The sequence below is a fragment of the Nostoc sp. NMS9 genome (genome assembly GCF_017114995.1).
In the GTDB taxonomy this organism is placed as follows: Bacteria; Cyanobacteriota; Cyanobacteriia; order Cyanobacteriales; family Nostocaceae; genus Nostoc.
The window spans coordinates 37,002-61,338 of sequence record NZ_JABXKL010000096.1 but is presented as its reverse complement, the minus strand read 5'-3'; the positions used below and the strand labels follow the sequence as shown (position 1 = coordinate 61,338).

General features: G+C 40.0%; 17 protein-coding genes and 1 pseudogene. 9 read left to right on the top strand and 9 right to left on the bottom strand.

Features of this window, described 5'->3' with window-relative positions; all coding sequences use genetic code 11:
• Positions 1-180: 180 nt before the first annotated feature.
• The 4 genes and pseudogenes from HWQ40_RS32090 to HWQ40_RS32075 all read right to left on the bottom strand — a co-directional run.
• A complete protein-coding gene (locus HWQ40_RS32090; RefSeq protein ID WP_292785994.1) occupies positions 181-2,463 on the bottom strand; it encodes a response regulator in 2,283 nt (760 codons plus the stop codon).
• A gap of 5 nt (positions 2,464-2,468) precedes the next feature.
• Positions 2,469-2,915, bottom strand: coding sequence for a response regulator (locus tag HWQ40_RS32085; RefSeq protein WP_292785992.1), 447 nt, complete (start codon positions 2,913-2,915; stop codon positions 2,469-2,471).
• Complete coding sequence (locus HWQ40_RS32080) at positions 2,912-5,473, bottom strand: GAF domain-containing protein (RefSeq protein WP_292785990.1); 2,562 nt, start codon at positions 5,471-5,473, stop codon at positions 2,912-2,914. Before HWQ40_RS32080 ends, HWQ40_RS32085 begins: the two co-directional genes overlap by 4 nt.
• Positions 5,474-5,912: 439 nt before the next feature.
• Positions 5,913-6,121, bottom strand: a pseudogene (locus tag HWQ40_RS32075) (sensor histidine kinase); the annotation flags it as partial.
• Positions 6,122-6,495: 374 nt separating this feature from the next.
• On the opposite strand from HWQ40_RS32075, the gene HWQ40_RS32070 reads away from it, so the two are divergent.
• Positions 6,496-9,396: a hypothetical protein gene (locus HWQ40_RS32070; RefSeq protein WP_292785989.1), complete on the top strand. Its 2,901-nt coding sequence runs from the start codon at positions 6,496-6,498 to the stop codon at positions 9,394-9,396.
• A gap of 70 nt (positions 9,397-9,466) precedes the next feature.
• Here the strand turns inward: HWQ40_RS32070 and HWQ40_RS32065 are convergent, their stop codons facing one another.
• A complete protein-coding gene (locus tag HWQ40_RS32065) occupies positions 9,467-9,898 on the bottom strand; it encodes a hypothetical protein (RefSeq protein ID WP_292785987.1) in 432 nt (143 codons plus the stop codon).
• 770 nt (positions 9,899-10,668) lie between these two features.
• Positions 10,669-11,076 (bottom strand): hypothetical protein, encoded by a 408-nt coding sequence (locus HWQ40_RS32060; protein WP_292785985.1) that lies wholly within the window; start codon positions 11,074-11,076, stop codon positions 10,669-10,671.
• An 836-nt stretch (positions 11,077-11,912) separates the two neighbouring features.
• Between HWQ40_RS32060 and ppk1 the strand changes: the two genes are divergently transcribed.
• On the top strand, positions 11,913-14,084 hold the full coding sequence (ppk1, locus tag HWQ40_RS32055) for a polyphosphate kinase 1 (protein ID WP_292785983.1): 2,172 nt from the start codon (positions 11,913-11,915) through the stop codon (positions 14,082-14,084).
• Positions 14,085-14,281: 197 nt separating this feature from the next.
• Positions 14,282-14,698, top strand: a complete 417-nt coding sequence (locus HWQ40_RS32050; RefSeq protein WP_094348557.1) for a response regulator transcription factor — start codon at positions 14,282-14,284, stop codon at positions 14,696-14,698.
• A 129-nt stretch (positions 14,699-14,827) separates the two neighbouring features.
• On the opposite strand, the gene HWQ40_RS32045 is transcribed toward HWQ40_RS32050, so the two are convergent.
• Positions 14,828-15,001, bottom strand: a complete 174-nt coding sequence (locus HWQ40_RS32045; RefSeq protein WP_094348556.1) for a hypothetical protein — start codon at positions 14,999-15,001, stop codon at positions 14,828-14,830.
• A 412-nt stretch (positions 15,002-15,413) separates the two neighbouring features.
• Here HWQ40_RS32045 and HWQ40_RS32040 point away from each other — a divergent pair, with 412 nt between their 5' ends.
• Positions 15,414-15,983: a DUF2854 domain-containing protein gene (locus HWQ40_RS32040; protein ID WP_292785981.1), complete on the top strand. Its 570-nt coding sequence runs from the start codon at positions 15,414-15,416 to the stop codon at positions 15,981-15,983.
• 336 nt (positions 15,984-16,319) lie between these two features.
• Here the strand turns inward: HWQ40_RS32040 and HWQ40_RS32035 are convergent, their stop codons facing one another.
• Positions 16,320-16,580, bottom strand: a complete 261-nt coding sequence (locus HWQ40_RS32035) for a chlororespiratory reduction protein 7 (RefSeq protein ID WP_292785979.1) — start codon at positions 16,578-16,580, stop codon at positions 16,320-16,322.
• 906 nt (positions 16,581-17,486) lie between these two features.
• Here HWQ40_RS32035 and HWQ40_RS32030 point away from each other — a divergent pair.
• Positions 17,487-17,687: a hypothetical protein gene (locus tag HWQ40_RS32030; RefSeq protein WP_292785977.1), complete on the top strand. Its 201-nt coding sequence runs from the start codon at positions 17,487-17,489 to the stop codon at positions 17,685-17,687.
• The gene (locus HWQ40_RS32025; protein ID WP_292785975.1) at positions 17,675-18,700 is read left to right on the top strand and encodes a PleD family two-component system response regulator; all 1,026 of its coding nucleotides are present in this window, start codon (positions 17,675-17,677) and stop codon (positions 18,698-18,700) included. Before HWQ40_RS32030 ends, HWQ40_RS32025 begins: the two co-directional genes overlap by 13 nt.
• A gap of 78 nt (positions 18,701-18,778) precedes the next feature.
• Here HWQ40_RS32025 and HWQ40_RS32020 read toward each other — a convergent pair whose 3' ends face one another.
• On the bottom strand, positions 18,779-19,984 hold the full coding sequence (locus tag HWQ40_RS32020) for a histidine kinase (RefSeq protein ID WP_292785974.1): 1,206 nt from the start codon (positions 19,982-19,984) through the stop codon (positions 18,779-18,781).
• 594 nt (positions 19,985-20,578) lie between these two features.
• On the opposite strand from HWQ40_RS32020, the gene HWQ40_RS32015 reads away from it, so the two are divergent.
• The 3 genes from HWQ40_RS32015 (at position 20,579) to HWQ40_RS32005 (ending at position 24,329) form a co-directional block, all read left to right on the top strand.
• A complete protein-coding gene (locus HWQ40_RS32015; protein ID WP_292785973.1) occupies positions 20,579-20,770 on the top strand; it encodes a hypothetical protein in 192 nt (63 codons plus the stop codon).
• A gap of 805 nt (positions 20,771-21,575) precedes the next feature.
• Positions 21,576-22,970 carry an S-layer homology domain-containing protein gene (locus HWQ40_RS32010; protein ID WP_292785972.1) on the top strand — a complete coding sequence of 465 codons (1,395 nt, stop codon included), beginning with the start codon at positions 21,576-21,578 and terminating at the stop codon, positions 22,968-22,970.
• Between the two features lie 318 nt (positions 22,971-23,288).
• Positions 23,289-24,329 (top strand): SGNH/GDSL hydrolase family protein, encoded by a 1,041-nt coding sequence (locus HWQ40_RS32005; protein WP_292785970.1) that lies wholly within the window; start codon positions 23,289-23,291, stop codon positions 24,327-24,329.
• Positions 24,330-24,337: the final 8 nt, after the last annotated feature.

Genomic DNA, 24,337 nt, shown 5'->3' with positions numbered 1-24,337 from the left:
ATGGGATATCACGATTACTCCAGTTTGATTGGGATCTTATTTTCTTGCAAGTCCCCAACCTTTTGTACTCATAGCTATCAAGATACTTATGTAATTACAAATAAAGGCAGAGGGCAGCAGGAAAGAAGTATTAATAAAAACTTTAGTTCTGGGTCATTTCCCCCTGCCTTCTGAATTGACTCACGATAGTACTTTCTGTAAAGAAAGCAATAATTCGTTGACAGTATAGGGCTTTGACAAAAATGTATTGACACCAATAGCTGCTACTGCACTGAGCTTATTGTCAGACATAAGTCCACTGCTGGCGATAATTTTGACTTGGGGGTTGATTTTTTGCAAGGTACGCATGGCAGTTAAACCATCCAGTGAGGGCAGCATAATATCCATGAGGACGGCACTAATTTTGTCTCTATTTTGAGCATATAGTGCGATCGCCTCAATGCCATCACTGGCAACTAAGATTTTGTAGTTGTGAGCTTCTAATGATGTTATCGTAATCTCTTGAATGGCGGCTTCATCATCCACAACCAAAATTAATTCCCCATGTCCTGTCTGTGGTGGCAAATTTTCGGGGCTGAGTGTTTCTATTCCTCCCACTGCTGGCAAGTAAACCTTAAAGCTAGTGCCACTTTCCGGTTCACTATACACGTTCACAAAACCTCCGTGACTTTTAACGATCCCCAATACTGTGGAAAGTCCTAAACCAGTGCCTTGTCCAACATCTTTTGTAGTAAAGAATGGCTCGAAAATTCTATCTAGCATTTGTTTAGGAATCCCAACTCCAGTATCGGAGACAGTAATCACTATGTAAGGCCCCTCTTTGGCTTCTAGGTTCATGCGGGCATAATTTGCGTCAATCAATATATTTTCGGCAGAGATACTCAAAGTACCGCTATTGGACATAGCATCACGGGCGTTAACGCAGAGGTTCATCAGCACTTGATGCAGTTGAGTACTATCTCCAGAAACCATCCACAAATTCTGCGGTACATCGGTGCTGATTTCTATCGATTTGGGAAATGTCTCTTTAAGTATCTTGGCAATTTCCACAATTATATGTCTGAGTTGCAAACTGATGTGCTTCCCTTCTACACCCCGCGCAAAGGACAGCACCTGTTTGACTAAATCAGCACCGCGTCTAGCGTTAATTTCTAAAATTTCTAGTAGATGGCGAGTCCGCTCATCTGCATCGGGAAATTTCAGCGGTAGCAGTTGCGCTCCTGCCAAAATCGGTGTCAGGATGTTGTTGAGGTCGTGAGCAATACCACTAGCTAAAGTGCCAATACTTTCCAGTCGTTGAGCGCGAAATAATTGGGCTTCTAGATGCTTTTTCTCGGTAATATCTGTGTCAACGGTGAGAATTGATTTGGGTTTTCCTTGTTCATCGCAAACCAGACTCCAGCGACTAGCCACAAGGATTTCTTTGTTCATTTTAGTAAGTTTTGTTAACTCGCCCTGCCATTTACCTTTACTAATAGCTTGCAATAGAGCCGCTTCAATTTCCGGTGAAGGTTCGTCATATAAAAGCTCGCTGGCATTTTTGCCCCAAGCCTCTGTAGCTTGCCAGCCATAAAGTGTTTCTGCGCCTTTGTTCCAGAAAATAATTTGATTGTTTAAATCTCGGACGCAAATGGCATCTGTGGTGACATCTAGTAATGCTGCTTGTTCACGAATTTTTTCTTCTGCCAATTTGCGATCGCGTAGCGCAGCTTGGCGATCGCTAATATCTATACTAGCGCATGTCACCCCGACAACTTCTTGGGTTTCATTCCGTAGTGGCTCGACAGTTAAATCGTAATATCGCGTTGTCTCTTTGATAGTAATTGATACTTCCTCTCGCGTTCCTATGCCTGTAGTCAGCACTCCACGTTTAATTGCGATCAGATGTTGAGCATCTTCAACTGGGATGATATTTAAATCTTGTTTGCCCAATATTTCCTCAACTGTCAATCCAGATGGGGGATTGTAAACCCAGGTGTACCGTAAATCTTTATCCTGGTTGTAGACAAAGATTGGAGAGTTTTTCAGAGCAACCCGAAATCGCTCCTCACTCTGCCGCAGTGCGTTGTCTGCCCGTTGACGTTCGATGGCATAACGCATAGAACGCACCAGCAAGTCACCAGTTACTTGCCCCTTCACTAAATAATCCTGCGCTCCTTGTTGCATTGCGCTAGTTGCCAGGGTTTCATCATTTATACCCGTCAGCACAATGATTGGAGTTGCTTTTGCCTGATTGTGAGCGATGACAAAGGTTTCTAATCCCTGGCTATCTGGCAGCGAGAGGTCTAATAAAATAACATCAAAAATTTCGTTTGTTAGGTAGTTGACTGCTTCATAAAGCCGTTCAACGGGCATCAACTCAACTACAACTGTGGTAACTTCTTTAAATAACTCTTGTAACAATAAGACATCACCAGGGTTGTCTTCTATTAACAAGACTTTAATAGTATTTTCACCTGCCATTTCCATTACTCCGGTGGCAGTTTTACGATCGCAAACCAAAAATTTTCTATTGATTGGACAATTTTAACGAATTGATCGAAATCTACTGGCTTAGTTATATAACAGTTGGCAAAAAGGTTATAGGCTTTGAGGATATCTTCTTCAGCCTGGGAAGTCGTCAAAACTACTACAGGAATTCGTTTGAGGTTTTCATCTCCTTTTATTTCTGCTAATACTTCTCGTCCATCTTTTTTCGGAAGGTTAAAATCGAGTAGTACAATATCTGGATGAGGTAATCTAGCATATTTTCCCTGTTTTCGCAAGAATGCCATTGCCTCTACACCATCTTCGACCACGTTTAAGTGAATCGAAATTTTACTATCTTCTAGGGCGATACGTGTTAGTTGGGCATCGCCAGGATTATCTTCTACTAACAAAACCTGAATAGGCATAATCGCTGTTATGGTGTTCACGATTGCTTAAGAGTTCTATCTGGAATTGTGAAGTAGAAAGTCGAGCCTTGACCCGGTTTCGACTCAACCCAAATACGACCGCCGTGGCGTTCTACAATTTTTTTACAAATTGCCAGACCAATTCCAGTACCGGGATACTTGTCTCTAGCCTGCAAGCGCTGAAAAATTATAAATATACGTTCAGCATATTGGGATTCAAAACCAATTGCATTATCACGCACCCAGAACAGCCATTCATCTGCCGACGGGATAGAATTCAAATCTTCCCCATCTGGATTTGCATCTCTCTTCTCTACTCCGATGTGAATTCGTGGCTGCTGATGACGGCAAAATTTGATCGCGTTGGCGATCAGGTTTTGAAATACTTGTATCAATTGGGTGGCATCAGCTATCACTTGAGGTAGAGTATCATAAGTGACAACTGCTCTACTATCTGCGATCGCAACTTGAAGATTAGCAAGCACCTGTTCTAAGACAAAGCTACAATCAACTGGCACAAAAGGCTGTCCACGGGTGCTGAGGCGGGAATAGTTTAATAAATCGTTGATTAGGGTCTGCATCCGGCTGGCCCCATTTACTGCGTAGGCAATAAACTGATCTGCATTGGCATCCAGTTTGTTTTTGTATCTCCGCTCCAGCAGTTGTAAATAACTAGTTACCATCCGCAATGGCTCTTGTAAATCATGGGAAGCTACGTAGGCAAACTGTTCTAATTCCGCATTAGAACGAGTAAGTTCTTGACTTTGCTGGGTTTCTTTTTCTAATAGTTGTGCCTGAGATAAAGCAATCCCAATTTGGTTCGCTAATTGCTGTAACAAATCCATCTCAAACTGATTCCACTGTCGAGGTGCGCCACACTGATGAGCTAGTAATAAGCCCCAAATATTGTCCCTGACAAGAATCGGCACTACCAGATTAGCCCTGACAGCAAACTGCTGAAGAAATTCTCGATGGCATGGTTGAATATGAGCAGCTTCAATGTCTTCAAGGGCACTTACTCTTCCCTGGCGATATCTTTCTATATATTCTTCTTTAAAGCAGGAGTCCAAAAGATTTTTTCCTAGAATTACCGGCCAACCAGGCAGCACTGCCTCTTGTACCACTGTTCCCGAACCGTCAGGTTCCAGTCGAAAAATTAACACTCGGTCAGCTTGCAGTAATTTTTGTACCTCTGTGACAGTGGTTTGAAGAATTTCATCTATTTGTAAAGATTCTCGAATTTTCAGGGTAATTTCGGCAAATAGTTGCGATCGCAGATTTTGCCGCTTTAATTCTTCATCTGCCCGCTTGCGATCTGTGATATCAGTATAAGAACCAACCATCCGCACTATATCACCTAATGCGTCCCAAAGTGCCTGTCCTCGATCTAGAATCCATTTATAGCTGCCGTCTTGGCACTGGACCCGATATTCACAGACGTAAAACGGTGTTTTCTTGGCAAAGTGGTCTTGGAAAGCCTGAAGTACCCAATCTTGCTCATCGGGATGGATTCGTTTTGTCCATTCATCCCAACGGTTGGAAACTTCGTGGTCTTTATAGCCGAGCATTTCCTTCCATCGAGTTGAGAAGAACACTTCATTAGTCTTGAGGTTCCAATCCCAAATACCATCATTATTACCATGTAATGCTAATTGCCAACGTTCTTCACTTTCTCGTAGTGCTTCTGCTGTTTTCCGTCGTTCAGTAACGTTTTGGAAATAAACAGACAAGCCGTCTTTTGCCGGATAGGCATGGACTTTAAGCCACTGCTGCTGTGGCAAATAGAACTCCTCAAATTCGACACTAACCTGTTCTAAGATTGCCCTGCGATATTCACAATCAAATGTTGTGCCGATAATTTCTGGAAACACCTCCCAGATGTTTTTACCCAAAAGCTGATTGTGAGTTTTTTGCAACAGCCGTTCTGCTTGACCATTAATATAGGTAAATTGCCACTTTTGATCCAGGGCAAAAAAACCATCAGTGATACTTTCGACAAGATTAGTGATGCGGGTTTTGGCGGCTTCAGATTGGGCGCGGGCTGCTTGCTCGTGTGCCACTAGTTTCTCAGTAACTTTAGATACCTCTCTTACATGACGCCTGAGTTCGAGTTGGTCGATTACCAGACGACTCAAACCCACAAACGCCTCCACTTGTTTTTGGCTTAGTTGTCGTGGAACTTGGTCAATTGCACACAGAGTTCCCAACATATCTCCCTTCGGAGTAATTAAGGGTACACCTGCATAAAACCGTATATATGGATAGCCAATTACTAGCGGATTACTTGCCAACTTTTCATCAGCTAGGGTATCAGAAATCACTACAACATGACGCTGCTCTTGGCAAAGATAAGATAATCCAACACTCCGGGGCATTTCTGATACATCTAGACCTATTTTTGCCTTAAACCATTGACGGTTTTCATCAATAAAATTTATCAAGGATATGGGAGTGCCACAAATAAAGGTCGCTAACTGAGCAAGATTGTCATAGGCTTCTTCGGGTTCTGTGTCAAGAATTTGATACTGGCGGAGAGCTTCTAACCTTGTTACTTCTGTATCAATATGTCTAAACTCCATTAATTTTTAACTTATTTTAATAAATCTAAATGTGATATCCAGTCAGCAGCATAATTCTCTGAATAATAGCTTAACCTTTTTTAATAATTCTTAATCTTTTGCTCACCTTTAGCTGTTTGAGAAAGTCTGTTAAAAGCGATTCTTAAAGGATGTTTGAAAAGTATTTTTCGTAACACTAAGCCTTAGAAACCTAACTCTCCCAGCCTTTTTCCCTACAAGATAATGGTCGTTTTAGGGAGAGGTTTGAAGAGGAGTTTTGAATATACTTTACAACTTTTTAAACAAGCTCTTATCAGCCACTGCCTGTCTACGCCACAAATTTATTGCGTAGGCGTAGCCCGTCGTAGACATTGCACTTATCCTAGTGTAGACAAGTTTAGGACTGATATTATTTACTGTGCATGATTAGATTTAGTTATTAGATATAAGAGATTTAGTGAGTTGACCAGAGTAATTTACCAGTTGGACTAAACCATTCTAGGTCGATGCGATCGCTCTACTATTTCCACTACATGGTTCAGAGTATCCTCAATTCGCTCGATCAGTGTACTATATATGTATAAAAAATTATATTGGTAACAGCAGTAGTAATACGGTAGTAGCGTAAGTGTATCAAATTACCAGACGGCAGCGAGTAGTCTGAAGTATATTTTTACTCCATTTTTTTAATTGAATAGGTTTAATTACGTATTTATACGGACAAATAATAGCCCAATTTTTGAGTTGTGGTGATTTTGCTGAGGTTGAATTTTTGCTCAAGAATTACACTCTTGTTGCAGTAAATCTGCTTAATCCTATTTTATTTGCAGACAGGATAAGAAATCAAACTTTTTTGATTATCTATATTTACTGAAACACTGTTGAATCCATCGAATCAAATAAATCAATAATAAATTCAAAGACTAATTATTAAATAATGGTTAATTTTCGACATTAGCCAATGCTCAATAGTTGGAATCGCCAAAACTTTTATTCTGAAAACATTGAAAAATTCAAATCGAAAAATCATCAATATCTCCCTAATGAGATTCAATAAAAATGTAAAATTTATTGGAATATGTTTCTTGTTTTCAACAGTTTTATACAAAATTATATTTATTAAATTATCTGCGATCGCTCTCGGCATAAGCAGTCCAAACAATATTGTTTTAATGGCTAATCATAACAGGTCATTAATCAATTCCGGGCAAAAAATAAATAACTTTCAAAGCAAAGAACTGTTAAAACAGACTTTAAGAAAATCTAACTCTAACTTAAAGAAACCAAAACAGTTACGAAAATTCACCATTGCTGACGTTATTCCAATTGAAGAATACAAAGACAAGCCTCCCAAGCTACCTGGAGAAGATCAAGAAAAGCCTCAACCAAATACAATTCAACCATCAAATTTAAATCCGTCAAAACCATACACACCCCAGCAACAAATACTAATAGAAAAATTACGTCGAACAAAAAAGAAACCACAAGCAATCCAAAAGACAATAATTCTTGATGCCCTAACATTTAGTGCCAATAAGTATCCTTGGATTGTTAACCCTACAGATAACCTTACTTTTTCCACAGAATTATTTAAGCCAAATGAAAATGAAAATTATATAGATACGGATATAAGAGTAAGATTTTCTAGAGACAATCAGATTATTGATAAGTTTACTTATGCCAAATTTCCCAAGGCTGACCAGTTTTACTGGGTTCTCGATCGCAATAGAATAGTAGTTGAAACTAAAGGCTCCCAAGTCGGTATCCTCTCTCAAGGAAGACAAACTAATACTTATATTACCCAAAATGTAACCTCACAACAGGCATTTTGGGGATTGCAAACTCTATTCGCTATACCTACAGATTTTCAGAATTTATTTGGAACTGTTGATACTGATAATTTTTCCATAACCTCAATAGCCGGACAATTGGTAAATACTGAAGGGGTACCTGCTGGCAGAGTTACTATTAATAGTGGAATTGACTCAAGCAATCCTAATGTCACAGTTCTAAGAAATCCTATTCCAGCTATTGGTAGTGGCTCTACTTTGAGTATTGATGGTGGGCAAGCTTTATTTCAAGCTTTAGATGCTGCCAATGCTCCCAAAATTTTGCAAGGCTTTCCAACGACGAATATACAGCCTTTACTAGATGATGGAAATGTCAAACTTAAGATAGGCGAAATTATTCCTAATAGTGCCCTAGAAGCTACTGGTATCTCCTGGGGAAATATATTGACGGGAGAGGGTTTTGGTTTTAATGCTCCTATCTCTTCCTTACCAGGTATTAAGGTTGCTCAACTTGGCAAATTTGATAACTATGATTTGTTAAATGTAGCAGTCAATCCTTTTCTTTCTCAATCAGAGAAAGACTACCATTATTTGAACTCTTTAATGTGGTTATCTTTAGGAAGAAGAGAACCAGTATTTGAGACACTATCTCAAGCTCAAGAAAGTTCTGACTGGCACAGACTGTATGTTAGCCATCCTCATAATCGCAGCTTAATTCAATACGATCCAGTTGCAATTAAAGCTACTTATTCTAATATTTTTTCTGCTCCAGGATTATCTCTAACAGCTAAATTTAGCGATACTAGTATTGATGCTATCCAATCGGTGAATTCTACATTAGGTTTGCTATTAGGTGAAGTTTTTGAAGCTATTAAAATTGATAATATTCAACAAGGTCTACAAGAAGCTAGACAAAAATTTAAGAATGGAGAAGGCTTGACTTCTTTAAGTACAACTGCTACATCTGAACAAAGAAGACAAATCAATAACAGGCTGAATCGCACTTTATCTTATGCCAATGCATCTAGTGGGTTAGAGCAGGTATCTGGAACTTACACATTTCCCAGTCAAGTCACTCCTAATCACTCTAACATTTTACAAATAAGAACAGGAAACTACAAACGAGCAGTTCAGTTTATTGAAAGAAATATTTCTATTTTAGATGAAGGCAATACATTTTTTTCCGATCTCAGGCTCTCTAATGAAAAATTTGGGCCTTTAACCTATATTGGTATTCCAATCCCTTTAAATGATACTTCTATCGATCCTATCAACGAAGCCTCTGCTGTAGAAGTTATTTTAACAAACCCCCAAGGGCAAAGATTTGTACAAAAATTTAATTCAGCAGATTCAACGCTAGTACCGCTCCAAGTACGAGCAGCAGATTTAGCATTCGATTATATGGAACTTACTAGAGTTGACAAAATAGGTGTTAGTTTTAATAGCTTTAACGGTTATCTGTCTTTGCCAACAGTTGAATTGCTAGCAGCAGGTTCTTCTGGAAATTTTAACTATAGTGCTAATTTAGGAACGTGGTTTAATATAGATGCTAACTCAGCACCAGGCGTTTCTAACAATAATTTAGGGACGGAAGAACCAACATTAGGTTTATATACTAATATACTTCTCAACTATATTAAAACTGATATCCGGTTAAATTCAGCCAAAAGACCTGTAGCTATCAACACTCACGTACCATACTTGAGAGTTGATTGGAATAGTGCCTCTAATAAAAATAATCCTTTTTCTACTTATTTAAGTTATTTATATCAGCATCAAGAAAGAAATTTTGGGTTTTCTTTAGCTCCTGGTATTGCTTTTATTGAAAATAATAGTAATGGGGAGTTTTTAGGTCTTTTCAATGGAGAATTTAGTACTAGTCATGGTTTGAATCTCAAGACAAATTTAGAGATGGGTAAAGAGTTTTTCTTTGAATTTCAGGGTTTACACAGAGTCAGTAAAAATATTTCTGCTGGTGTTTATCTAAAAAATTATAGTATTAATAATTTGGGCTTAAGCAGCCGAGTTTCTGGCTTCAACTATGGAGTTATTATGAGACATACTTTTCCAGTTAACAGTGTGTTTATAGAAACTCAAATTGGTACAGGCGAGAATGGATTTGATCTAAAGCTTCAAGGTGGTTATAGATTTTGAAGAAAGCGCAAAAAATACCTGAATTTTTAAATAATTCAGGCATCTAAAATTTTTAATTTGTCAATTATATTTAATCTAAACTACCCAAGCCATTATTACCAGCCCCTGCTCGGATTATAGCTGTTAAATCTTCAACAGAAGTACTATTATTTAATAAGTTAGTTATTGTATTAATAGATGGGTTTGGGGTATAGAGTGCATTAGTTTGAATTCCTTCTGGGGTTATAGTTAGACTAGTTATGGTTTCGTCATTTCCACCTGCGATGCCTCCATAGGTAGGAGAAATTGTTACACCTCCATTAAAGTAAGAGCCAGAAGGTAAAGTTACCTCGCCAGTGACACTGAGAAAACTACCAGAAGGTCTAATAAGAGTAACAGCACCAATAGCAGTAGCTTGTTGTGCATTTACTGGTGCTGCTAAAAAATTTCCTACACTCACTAAACCTAACAAGCAAATACTTCCCCGAAGAATTATAGACAATTTGTTGGATAAGCTATTCATGTTTTATAAACTCCTCATGTTTCTCGCCTTAGGCTCGTTTCCAGATTTTGCTTGGAAATGCAGAATATGCATCGGCCAGCAGAAGTCGAGGCAGAACCTTTTGTTATCTGGCTTTTATTCTTTCAGTGTATAAAAATATAAAACCTTTGTTGGGAGCGTTTTGTGAAAAATGGACATTTTGAGGCTTCGTATTTTTACGCAAGCTCTCTATTCAATATTTAGTGAGAGTTTCAGGGTTTATATTGATATCACTAAAGCTATGTAAAAAGATGATGAGGAGTTGCATAGCAAATCATTAGGGAACTCCAAGAAATAAATTATCCAATATTGTGGGGTGGGCAACATGAGCGCCCAATAAACAAAGGCTCTCGTGTCGCCATTGGTGTCAACTTAACGTGAAACCCGTTTTGTGACAACGTTTTGCCCTCACCCCCAGCCCCTCTCCCTCAGGGAGAGGGGAGCTAGAAATTAAATTCCCCTTCTCCCTGAGGGAGAAGGGGTTAGGGGATGAGGGCGTGGGGATTCGTACAACCCTTGCTCGATATAGCTTTTAGCTTAAGTTGACACCAATGCTGGGAACGAGGCAACGAGGGACAAGATGAACAACAAGATTCCCGGCTTCTTGAAGAAGTCGGGAATCTGAGCCACAAAATAAATATAGGGAACAGATATAGCATTGCTATTTCTTTTCCCTATGAACTATTGATTTATTCAACTGTTCTGTCAGTTGTCAAAAATTTTGTAAGTAATTACAAGGCAAAAATTACAATCTACTCTAGACCGCCACCAACACCAGCTGCTCTGACAAGGGTTGCTAAATCTTCAACAGCTGTAACAGGAGTGGCAGCAATCTGTGCTGCAATAGCTGCTGCAATTGTGGTGGGAGGTGTGCTTGAAGCTGTTCCAACTGTTGGGGTTAATGTGAGGCCTGTGACAACTTCTTGGTTTGTACCTGGACCAGTATTACCAACAACAACAACATCTAGTGCAGTAAAGTCCGTACCCGTAGCTCCAACCAACTCACCACTGACGCTGAGAGAAGAACCTGATGGTCTAACTACTGTAACCGCACCCCGAGCAGAAGCTTGCCCTGCACTTGCTGGTGCAGCCAGGATATTACTAACGCCAACCAAACCTAACAAGCAGATGCTTCCTTTAACGATCGCAGAAATTTTCATGATTAACAAACTCCCCGTGTTGTTTCTCTTTACGTTCTCAATATAACCATTGCCTCCCAAAAATATCCTAGTAATAATACTGAAATTTAAAAAAATTCCGGCGGTCATAAATTAAAAAAACTAATAGATGGGATTGTTGGTGTGGATCTGAAAAAAAGCTTCATAAACCTCATAAAAATAGAGTTGCAGCAAGAATTGTATCTACTCAGTGTCTGTATAAAAGTTGTGGCAATGATTACCAAATTTCAGATTTTGGAAAACTAAATTCAGAAAGTACTGGAGGTAAGGCTTTAGACTGCTTCCAACACCCCAATCCTCTGTAAACACTGCTTAATAATTCGTTAAAACTTGTCAGATATGGCTATGTCATATCTTTGCTAAATCTTAAGTGCATCTTTATGGTTAATATGCTGTGGGCAACGATTTGAATCCCCAGGCTCATCGCAGTTATTGTATGGATGCAATATTTTGAAAGGGCACATAAATAGACGCCAATACCATATTCCACAAAATTGAAAACGGCTATAAAATCTAGTTATAGGTTGAGTGGGTAGGGTGATTATCTGGAAGATACCCAAGGCGATCGCGCAAACCCAAAAATTTCTTAGTCATATTGGCTTTCGTGCCTACACAAGTAAATTTTTCGGTCTTTGACTAAAGTTATTTAAATACAAATAGATTTTTGATTTAAGTATGATGTCTGTCCTTTACCAGTAGCGAGGTAGAGAATAAGCACAGCCAAAAATTGCCTTAGCGTTTTGCTCAAGCACCATTTAACTTACTATATTTATTGTCCCCCAGTTCAATGGGCTACATCTGCCTGCCTTTAGGTCATTATGGCAAAATCTAAGAAAAGCGCTACCCCCATCAATCTCAGCGATCCACAATATTATCTTAACCGAGAGTTAAGCTGGTTAGAATTTAATGCCAGGGTTTTACATGAAGCCTGTGACGATCGCACGCCTCTTCTGGAACGCCTCAAGTTTTTGGCAATATTTAACTCTAATTTGGATGAGTTTTTCATGGTGCGCGTTGCTGGCTTAAAGCAACAAGTAGAGGCAAAAGTTAGCCTGTTAACTCCCGATGGTCGCACACCACAACAACAACTAGACGATATTAGGTCTACCCTTACTCCCCACTTTCAGAAACAGCACCAACATTTTGAGGAAGTACTTCGTCCTCTACTAGTAAATCATGGCATTCATATTCTGAATTACATAGATTTAAATCAAAAGCAGCGGACTCATCTCAACAGCTATTTTGAGGAACAAGTTTTTCCAGTTTTGACACCTCTGGCTGTTGATCCTAGTCATCCCTTTCCTTTTATTTCTAATCTCAGTCTGAATCTGGCTGTTGTGGTCAAGAACCCAGACACCGAAGAAGAATTCTTTGCCAGAATCAAAGTCCCTAGTGTTCTACCACGATTTTTACCGATACCGCCTGAGTTGGGAGATCAGAACAGCGAAAAACCTGCCCATTGGACTGGAGTACCTTTAGAACAGGCGATCGCTCATAACTTGGAATCACTATTTCCAGGGATGAACATTCAAGAATATCATCCGTTCCGCATTACCCGTGATGCCGATTTGGTCTTAGAAGAAGATGAAGCAGATGATTTGTTGTTAGCGATCGAACAGGAATTGCGAAAACGGCGCCTAGGTGGTAGTCCAGTCCGGCTAGAAATTCAATCCCAGACTCCGGAAATAGTGCGATCGCGATTATTACATGATTTGGAATTAACAGAAAGTGATGTTTACGAGGTAGATGGTCTTTTGGGACTGCGGGATTTAATGTACTTTATGTCCTTACCATTGCCGGAACTCAAAGATCCACCACGCCAATCTGTTGTACCGTTACGCCTGCAAAGGCTGAGAGAACCGAGTTTAGACCCAGATGCGCTGGAGACGGATGAAGGAAAAGACTTTTTTGCTGTAATTCGGGAAAAGGATTTACTAGTACACCATCCCTATCAATCCTTTTCGGCTACAGTGGTGCGCTTTATTACCCATGCTGCCTACGATCCGAATGTGTTAGCCATCAAGATGACCCTTTACCGGACTTCTGGTGACTCGCCCATCGTCAACGCCTTAATTGCTGCTGCCGAAAATGGCAAGCAGGTATCTGTGCTGGTGGAATTAAAGGCGCGATTTGATGAGGAGAATAATATTTACTGGGCAAAACGACTAGAAAGAGTTGGAGTTCATGTCGTCTATGGTTTAGTCGGGCTAAAAACCCATAGTAAAACCGTCATGGTGGTACGGCGCGAAAAAGACCGGATACGTCGCTACGTGCATATTGGCACTGGTAACTATAACCAGAAAACGGCACGACTGTATACAGATTTGGGATTGTTTAGTTGCCGTGAAGAATTGGGTGCTGACATTACAGATTTATTTAATTTCTTAACAGGATATTCCCTACAAAAATCTTATCGACAGTTGCTGGTTGCGCCTGTGAATATGCGCGATCGCTTTTTAGCACTAATTCGCCGCGAAATTGAAAATGTTCAAAATGGATTTTCTGGACGCATTGTTGCCAAAATGAATGCCCTAGTCGATCCAGAAATTATTGCCACTTTATACGAAGCTTCCCGCGCCGGAGTAGAAATCGATTTAATTGTCAGGGGTGTTTGTTGTTTACGCCCAGGAATCAAAGACATTAGTGAAAACATTCGCATTATCAGTATTGTCGGTCGCTTTTTAGAACACTCTCGGATTTATTATTTTCATAACAATACAGAGGAGGAGATATATATCGGCAGTGCTGACTGGATGCGCCGCAACCTGGATCGCCGAGTCGAAGTAATTACTCCAGTAAAAGACCCAGATATTGCTAAAGATTTGCAAGAAATTATGGGAATTATGCTCGCAGATAATCGCCAAGCTTGGGAATTACAAGCTGATGGTACTTACATTCAACGGCGTCCTTATGATGATTCTCCAGAAGCTAATTCACAAAAAATTCTCATGAACATGGCATTACGCTCAACTGGTGTAGTCCCAACCTGATTGATTAAAAAATAAGTTCTTATACCTTGACAACTAGCTCAACTTAGTTTTTTTAGAAAAATTGAATTTTTTGAGTAGTTGTCTAAGTTGTTTGTCATAGGTTCATACAAGTTATTCAACCATAGGATAGAGTCAGTGCTGGCACTTGTTCTCATAAACTGGAGAGGTTATTCTAAATAAATTTGTCTTTCCCCTCAATGTTAATGTTATCCTGCGAGCTTTCTACCTTGCGTGTTTTAGTAGTTGATGACCACGAACTGACTCGCTTAACCTTACAATTGGTTTTTTCTTGCCAGGAAAATATTCAAGTAGTAGGTTTAGCCAGTAATGGTGAAGAAGCTATAGAAATGGTTAAACGTTGCCATCCTGACGTAATTGTTCTAGATTTACAGATGCCAGTCATGGATGGGTGGAGTGCGTCTAGTCACATTAAAGCTATATCTCCGAACACCCAGATACTTGCTTACTCATCAGTGGAAGACGTAAATTTTCACGGTACAAAGGCAATGTCTAGCTTTGATGACGTTTGCAAGAAAGATGTCCCTACAAGCGAACTTATTGCTTTAGTTAGGCAGTTAGGTCAGCGTGCAGGAGATGGTTCAGTGGCAGGATAAATGATGCAGTGATTATTGCTTCGCCAACTCAGGCTTAGTTCAATTCTGGGGATTTGAAGACATGATACTACTGAATAACGTCGGTCTAGCCTGAAGTTGAGGTTAAACCGACGTAATTTTTGATTATTTCTACTCTACCGGAATGGTGCGTGTAAATTCATCAATTAGTTCATCCAGTTCTTCCAAAGCCTGATTTACATCAATTCTCAAAGTTCCCAGGTTTGGTTGCTCCAGTAAGCTTAATAGATAATCGCGTTTACTTTGAACTGCGACAATTCGTTCTTTTATAGTCTGTAGATCCATTATTTTTTTCCTATCTTTAACTACCTTTAAATTTAAAGTTAACTCAAAATCTAATATTCTGGGACACTCTACGCCCTTAGTAGTCAACTTAGAGCCACTTGCCTTCCCTACGAGATGCTGCGCGAATGTAGACTAAGGAAAAATTTAGTGTTTGAAAACCACAAAGACAAAGGTGGCTAAAGTCTCGTTTAAACGAAGCCAGTGGTTTGGGCAAAAATGCCTGACTTGTTCGCTCTTGGTGTGTTCCCTTCCGTCTCTTTAGCAACTGGCGTGCGGTTTCTAACCGCCTGAATATGGCAATTTAGGGTTAGTTGAATTACTAGCCCTTGGGGACGATGTTCTTTCCTAATTTGTTGCTCATAGCCGATGATAATAAAACTAAGGTATTCAGACTTTATACTAATTTAAGCTCATGCTACGCCAAATCTCTTTGGGAACACTCGGTCTAACTATCGGCGGCATATTAACCATCATTGGCTTCGTCGCCTATGCTGATAATAATGCCACACTCAATCTTGTCGGATTTTTTTACGGGATTCCTCTATTATTGGGAGGACTGGCGCTAAAAGCTAATGAACTTAAGCCAGTACCATTTACCCAAACTACGTCACCATCAGCATTGATACTGCGCCAGCAGCAAGCAACTGATACGCAAAATAAAATTCGCAAAGACATCACCCGATATTGCTACGGTCAAGATTCTCATCTAGATACAACACTTTCTTTTCTGGGTTTGAGTCCCACTGACCAGGAACGGCCAACAGTCACAGGGTTACGAGAAACAGAAGTTAATGGGAGCTATGCTCTAATTTTAGAATTTGATTCACCGCTAATACCAATTGATGTATGGCAAAAAAAGCATGAAAAAATGACCAATTATTTTGGACCTGGATTGGAAATTCAAATAACGCAGCCATCTGAAAATACAATTGAGCTAGCGCTAATCAATACTCAAAAAGAATCACTAGTCAGTAGTCAATAGTCAAGAGCAAAAATTATCGTTACCCAAACTTCATTCCTTTATGACTTGTTGTTACCCATATTTCTGCAACAGTCAACATAATTAATAATTCATAATTACAATTAGTGGTAGCTCTTGTACTCTCTATTCTCTTCTTGACCACTAAATTTTTGATGATTGTGTGGCCTACTGTACAGTGTCTTTAACTATGAATTATGAATTAGTAATTATTCTTTTTGGAATTCCCTTAACCACGATTTACATCCCCGACTTCTTCAAAAAGTCGGAAATCTGGGTAGCAACTTTTACTTAAAATCTTAAAATTTTTGGGCTTCTCTTATGCACTTAAGCAAAAACTTACTTTTCTAAACGAACTGCGTACCACTGTAAATATTGCCCAGGGCTAATATCTAATTTGCAGCTAGTGTCAAGTAAATATTGTGCTTGAGCTTCCACAGTATCAAATTTTTGCAAGTCAGGCGGCAAATCTTGAATTACGAGTTGTTGAAGAGTTGTTTTGAGCTTTTCTAATAACTCTGATGGTGTCATAAATTGTTCTGGTTGGTTTGTTTCGAGAACAACAAAATTATCCTGCTGATACATTAATGAGTCTGGCATTTTAAAAAATTAGCGAATGTCAATAGGTTTAGATTATTTTTGTAATAACTTTTCCTTGTTTGTGTATTCAAAAAGATAGCAGTTTTATGTGCTGTCTGTAAAGCAGTTAGAGGATTAGTTGTTCAAAATTTTAATCTTAATTTAGTATATAGTAGTAACATATAATATTAGCTACTAAATTGCTATCTTTCCAAAAGAACAGTCTATTTTTTAGATAAATAGATATACTGAACTTAATTAAATAAAATTTAACTTCATTTATTAGCCCAGAACGACTTACAGCGCGATTTCATTTTAATCTGCCTCAGAATTTATTCTGAGTTTAATAGCACTCATTCGTCTAAAAACGACTGACAAAAGGTTATAAACCCCGTCCATTTTGAAACCTGGAGTTTTTAAGGAGAGTGTATTATTCGGTTGTGGCTTGAGTTCTGAGCTTTAACCTAATTCCAAAAAACTACGGTTTTCAAGGTAGACGCGGTTTAGTCCGTTAAAACAGAATTGAGTATGATCTGCAAAACTGTAGTTCTGGGCGGTTAATGGCTAGAACGAAATAGTTATGGAGTCACTTGAAAATAAAGCTTTAAAGTAAGTTGAATCTCAATCTTATGTAATTATACTAAACCTCAGCAAGCCTTGTCGAATAGACTAAATAAATTTCAGTCAGGTGATATTAGTATTTAGTATTAACTATCTTCTGAGGGTACTTTGGCAATTGCCTTGCTCTGGATCGCTAGGTTTCTCAACTAACTACACAACTAAAGAATTAAGGTGTGTATTTGTAATTCTCAAAAAAATTGTAATTTGACTTTAACAATAGGGAAATATAAAAGTAACATTTCCTCCCATAACCATCGCTGAACAAAAAGGTAGCAATTGCCTTCGTGTTCCAATTACAGATTGTCTATGCAACTTATTTATCTACCGCTTGCTTGGCCCAACAACATTGGGCTGTCCATTGTTAAAAAACAGTTGACTGTGAAGCCAGATACACCTTTGCCGCAAATCCTGGCATTGATGAAAATAGCGATCGCCCCCATGCGATTGAGTTGCACAGCCTTTTTCAGGATAGTCCCGCAAGTGGAAGGCAACTCATGTCAGGTATAAGCCCATTTTCTGTTTCTAAACAACCACCACTGATTCTAGTGGCTGATGATGACAAGACCATCCGGGTATTGTTGCGTAAAGCAATGGAACAAGAAGGTTATCGAGTGGTCGAGGTCAATGACGGTAAGCAATGTTTAGATGCCTACGAGACTATCAAACCGGATATAGTTTTGCTAGATGCTGTAATGCCTGTGATGGATGGCTTTACTTGCTGTAAACACTTGCTCCAGATTGCCAGGAATAATTTAATCTCAGCCCTTGCCACCTTTGATACTGACTCGACCCTTAACAATACGGTCATCTCTAAGATATGGGAGCGCACTCCCATCTTGATGATCACATGCTTGGACGATGAGGAATCTGTAAACCGTGCTTTTGAAGCGGGAGCGAGTGATTATGTCACTAAGCCAATTCACTGGCCTGTATTACGCCAGCGGTTGCGCCGACTGCTACAGCAAGCACAAGTATACAAACAGTTAGAGGCGGCAAACGAAGCTTTGCATCACCTTGCCAATGTAGATGGCTTAACTGAGTTGGCTAATCGTCGCCGCTTTGACGATTATCTCAATACTCAATGGATTAATCTCGTACAAGAGGGATTTCCCTTGTCAATGATTTTGTGTGATATCGACTTTTTTAAATTTTATAATGATAAATATGGCCATCCGGCAGGGGATGTATGTTTACAAAAGGTGGGTGCTGTCTTAAGCCTTAAGGCACAAAAACATCAGGATTTAGTAGCGCGTTATGGTGGCGAAGAATTTGCTGTAATTATGCCATATACTCCTGCATCTGGCGCACTTCACGTTGCCGCCGCGATCCAAGCGGGAATCAAAGATTTGCAAATTGTTCATGACGGTTCTGCGGTGAGTCAGCACGTCACTCTCAGCATGGGCGTGGCAACTGTTGTCCCAACTTGGGAATCTTCACCTTCAGAGTTGATCGTGCTGGCAGATAAAGCACTCTACCAAGCAAAGGCCGGGGGACGCGATCGCTTTGTCTCAAGTTCTTAATTGTCATTTGTCATTTGTCATTAAGTGTTGCCAGTTTTTTTTACCAATGCCCCATGCCCAATGCCCCATGCCCAATACCTAAGAAGGATAAACTGGCAAAGTGAAGTGAAACCATGCTCCGTTATTAGGGGCAGAATCCACCCAAATTTGGCCATAATGTGCCAGAACGATGCGTTGGCATAAACAAAGGCCAATGCCGTAACCTTCTGTACCTTCATCCCGTTGCAGGCGGAAGTGGTTTTCAAAGATGCGATCGCGATTCTCTACAGGAATACCAGGCCCAGTATCGCCAATACTAAACTGAACTTTTTGGGTAGTGCGGTGCAATCCGGCAATGCTAATCTTGCCACCTTCTGGAGTGTATTTGATGGCATTATCCAACAGATTTACTAGCACTTGGCGGATGCGTTCTGGGTCAGCATATACATAAGGTAAGTCATTGGGAATATCTGTTTCCACCTCTTGAGATTTGGCGGTGTAGCGATCGCACAATTCTTCTAGTACATCTAAGCACAGTTTACCTAGCTGTACCTTTTGTGGTAATATAGGAAACTCTGTATCTTTGCCACGACCTACCTGCAAAAGGTCGGCAATCATCCGATCGATGATCTTAGTTTGATTACGGGCTTGTTTTAATAGATGCGCCGTCAAGGATGGTTTGAGGCGCTGAAATTGGCCTGTTTCTAAATTGTAGTTAGATTGGAGAGTTTCTATGGCGATCGCGGCGGCAGTTAGGGGATTGCGGAGATCGTGTGCCAGCATCGCAATCACCCGATCTTTAAACTGTAGCTGCTCTTGGAGGTTATCTTTTTCCTGCTTTAAGCGAAAAATTTCGTCTGAAAGTCGGATAAGTTCGGCAGAAACAGCAACTGAACGGATGGTGGATTTGGGTGATGTCACCCTAGCATTATCGTCTATCCGTTCTTGTAAGTCTTCCTGTAATTTCAAATAGGCGTCTATAGCTGCTTGCCAGCGAGGCCACCAGTTTTTCAATTGCGCTATGATATTACTCCCAGCCAAAACCTGTCGTGGTTCCGGGTGAATTTTGATTAAAGCTGGCGTTGCTATCAATTTAAAGTGTTCTGCTAAGTAAGGTTGTTGACCAACATCAATAGTTTGAAGTTCAAAACTATACTCAGCCTGCAATTCTTTTAAGTAAGCACGTATTCGCTGCACCTGTTGACGGGACTTGGGGCGTCCATCGACAAACAGTAACAGCTGGAGTGGAGCCTCAGAATAAATAGGCTGATCCTGGGAAACTTGCATGTAATCGTGTTTCAGCACTGGTAACAACCCGGTGACGCTTTACAGAAAGTAAAAAGGACTGACGGTTGTCGATGGTCGTTGTTTTTTCTTCTTAATATCTATTTTAGATTTTCATACTCCTATCCGATCTGCGTTTTTGACATCAGATATATCTTTTTCAGCCTTTTGCTCACTTTTGGTTAACTTCATCTCCAAGAAACACCCAAGCCCCTTGAATATAAGTCTTAATTTGCCCTGAATCAAAAATTTTCGCCAGAGCCAGCAGGTGAAAGTTTTAATACTATGTCAAATCGGCTAGTCCAGCACCATGTTAATTTGAGTACTCGCTTTGAGCAAGCGACCGCCCAAGAAAACACAGATGCTGATTGTATCTAATCTATCAGGAAGCTGTTAACTGTTCAGACCAAGTTTGTAGAGGGTTTTCTCAACCGCCAGTGCATTTGATGAAGTGTCTTTTTCGCTTCTAGCCAATCATTAACTAGGCATTGGGACAAACAGCCAAAGCCAACTCTGTACTACCTCTATAACTTGCGAAGCGCACCTTCCAGCTTTCCTAAAAGAACCACAGCCCTATCCAAGAATAACAGGGGATGGGTTGATTGAGGGAAAGTTTTGGATAACATAGAGGCGATGCCTACGGCGGTAAACTACGCACTTTTAGAGGAAGTACTCACTGTTTTCGAGGCTGTTAATAAACTCTTGACGACAGCACAAGTAGCACTTTCTCCAGAAAATCAATTTAGAGATAGGGAAACTGCTGCAACACTTGAGTGCTTTACCTATTACCCCAGTCGCCAAGAATAACCAACTTACGCTAAGTTCCTGCAATTGTATAACACTGGCATTTTTCAGCTATTGCCTGACTCACATTACCATCGTCAGATGAATAATTTTCAGAATCGATTGTCAGCCAGTGTTAGTTAACTCGGTCTATTCCCCTCTTTGGGTGAGGCTAAGGGGAGCTTTATTCCTAGTTTATCACTTCAGTTGCTTGGCGATCGCGTTACAACTAGTACATCTGGAAGTAGATTCAAGCTTTTGCTAGCTAAACTGTTTTTTGACCAGTTATCAATCAGTTACCTGCTTTACAACTTGAATGTTTAGATAACTCTCTGAAAAATTGGTTCACAATCTAGTATCGATCGGTTTGTAGTCGGTGGCTCTAGTCCTCATCTAAATCCTAAAGTCCTTACTACGAACTCCCAACTCATAAAACTCTTATCTAGCAAGGATTTCAAGTTTATTTATGTTTTTTTTCCAAAAATGTTAGTTTTCCAGAATTTTAGGGAACTCTATAAATAAGCATAGGAATTATCAAAACCTAATGGCTGTAAAACGAAGACAATACGGTAGCTTTTGCTACCGTTTACTCATTTTTGGAGATATCATCACCAACATAGACATTTAGGAAGAAGACGTAGTGAGTCGGTAGTGTTTTTTGGTGATGTATAGAGTCAGAGGAAAGCAGGAGACACGAGGGGATAACGGAGAATTATTGAACAAGTCTTTCCCTTGTCTACCTTGTCTATTCTCCATGCCCCATACCCCATTTCCATTTAATGGACAGTCTGCGCTAGGGTAGGAATTGAAACTCAATTTGTGATTTCCTGTGCTTCCCTGTAAACGTCCAGCTGTATTTCTAATTTGGGCTGTTATACTCACTTCGTTAACAGCCTGTGCTAATAGTCCGGTCGCCAAAAACCTTGAGCAATCTTTGGCGGCAGATCCGAAACTGCAAAGCGATGGAGTTGTCTTTGGAGAATCTCAAGGTAATCAACCGCAAGCACAGCAAAATGAATCAGCAGTTCAGTTACCAGCTGATTTTCCTAAAGATATCCCCTTATATTCCAATGCCAAACTACAGGAAGTTACACCTGCTAGCGGCTCAGAAAACAAAATCTCAACTCGTTGGTTAAGTTCTGACCCCAGTAATTTTATTGCTAGCTTTTATCGCAGCCAGTTTCAAACAAATAACTGGCAGATTCTACAACAACCTACAGATGATGCCGGAGGGGCTTTTGAGGCACGTCGCAACGATTTGCTGTTGAAGGTTTCCATTCAGCCCAAATCAGTTACTAACGCCACACCTAATCAACCCCAAACAGCCACTGAATTACTGATTGATTACGTACCGAATAGTACTGCAACGCCACAACCTACCCCAAATACAAATACTAACGAAACTACTAACGCCGTTCCTCAACCAGGAAATCCACAGTTCATTGGCCCAATACCACCCACAAACTCGGCAGCACAACCACCAAGCACAGCTAATAACCAAACAATCCCTATAGCCACCCCTAAATCTCAGGTATTCAACGATCTGAATAAGGTACCACAAGAATGGCAGCAACATATCCAAGACTTGGCTACATTAGGTGTTTTATCTATAGAAACAAAGACAACTAAGAGCAACTCTACTACCACAACTAATCAGTTTGAACCCAGTAAAATCGTTACACATCGGGAATATGCCCGTTGGCTAATTGCTGCTAACAATGCTGTATATACCAACAATCCAGCTAAACAGATTCGCTTGGCATCGGAAAGTACTCAACCAGCTTTTAGTGATGTGTCAGCAAAAGACCCTGATTTCCCAGCAATTCAGGGATTAGCCGAAGCTGGGTTAATTCCTAGTCCTTTGTCTGGAGATTCTACAGTAGTTTTGTTTCGTCCTGATGCACCTCTAACACGGGAACAGTTGCTGCTGTGGAAATTACCCCTAGATACTCGCCAAGCTTTACCCTCTGCTAACTTAGATGCAGTCAAACAAACCTGGGGTTTCCAAGACGCAGCGCGAATTGACTCTAAGGCTTTAAGAGCAGTGCTGGTTGATTACCAGAATGGCGAACAATCGAATATTCGGCGGGTGTTTGGTTATACGACTCTGTTTCAACCCAAAAAATCAGTAACTCGTGCTGAAGCTGCTACGGCTTTGTGGTATTTCGGTACTCAGGGTGAGGGTGTTTCGGCTACTGAGGCTTTGAAATTAAAGCAAAGTTAAAGCTGTATCTACAACTGTCTACCTGATTTAGTTGCGGTTAGTCCAGCATTAGCATAAAAGTGGGCAATTCCGCCCTTTAGTAGACAAATTTTGCTATTTCTTTGTAATATACCTATTTTTCATCAAGAAAATGTAAATCTCAGTGTTTTAAGCGTTTTTACCTGTGTTTGATGAATTTTTGAGGCATAGTTAAGTAAAACAACGTAAATTAACTCAATAGACGTACTTAGTTTGGAAGTATCTCAAAAGAGTAAGTTGTTAGACTATCGCCGTTTCATTGCTTTTAAACAAATTAAAAAGACCATAGGTAAAACAAATATGAAAAAACAAGCTGTAGCAGCAGGATTTGTTCTATTCTCTTTCATGTTGCCGACCAAAGCTTCGGCAGGGAGTTTTGATCGACTTTATGTATTTGGCGATAGTCTTTCTGATACAGGCAATATATATAATGCTACTGGGCAAACATTTCCTCAAAGCCCACCTTATTTTGAAGGACGTTTTTCCAATGGGCCGCTTTGGGTAGATTATCTCGGAGAGCAGCTAGGTTTAAAGCCTACTTTATTAACTACTATTCCTTCCATACCTCCTACCCAAGGAATAAACTTCGCTTTCGGTGGTGCTAGCTCTGGTTCAGGTAATGCTGTTGTTCCTAATCCAAATTTACCTGGAGTACTCCAACAAGTTCTTGGTTTTGCTGGAACTCTGCAAGCAAATAATCAAACTGCTGACCCAAATGCACTTTATACATTGTGGGGAGGTGGGAATGATTTCCTTTTTCTTAACCCCGAAGACTCTACCACGCCAATCAGTAATATATCCTTGGCGTTGAATACTCTGGTAGGAGTCGGCGCGAAAAATATTTTGGTGTTTAACTTGTCAGATTTGGGAAAGATCCCAGCAGCTACAATTGACGATCGCAACCCTGCAACCCTTAGTAAATCGACTAGTGAGTTTAACTTGGGTTTAGCACAAACTGTGAGCGCTTTGAGTCAAAACCCAAATCTCAACATCATCCCTATTGATACTTTTTCTTTATTTAATCAGACAAGTGCATTAGGTTTTACGAATGTAACTGAGTCTTGTCTATCTAGGCTAGATATATGCGATCCAGCTAACAACAAGTTTCTCTTCTGGGACGATTTCCACCCAACCACCGCTGCTCATAAATTAGTAGCAGACACTGCATTGGCAGCGATTGAGGCTAAGTCTGTTCCTGAACCTGCGATAAACTTGGGGATTTTAGCCCTTGGTGCTTTTGGTGCGGTAGGAGTGCTGAAGCGTCAACAAAAAAGAGCAGCAATTGTATTAGCAGACCGGGTTTTTGATGCACAATTGTCTCATATAACAGTTGAAAACTAAACTAATTG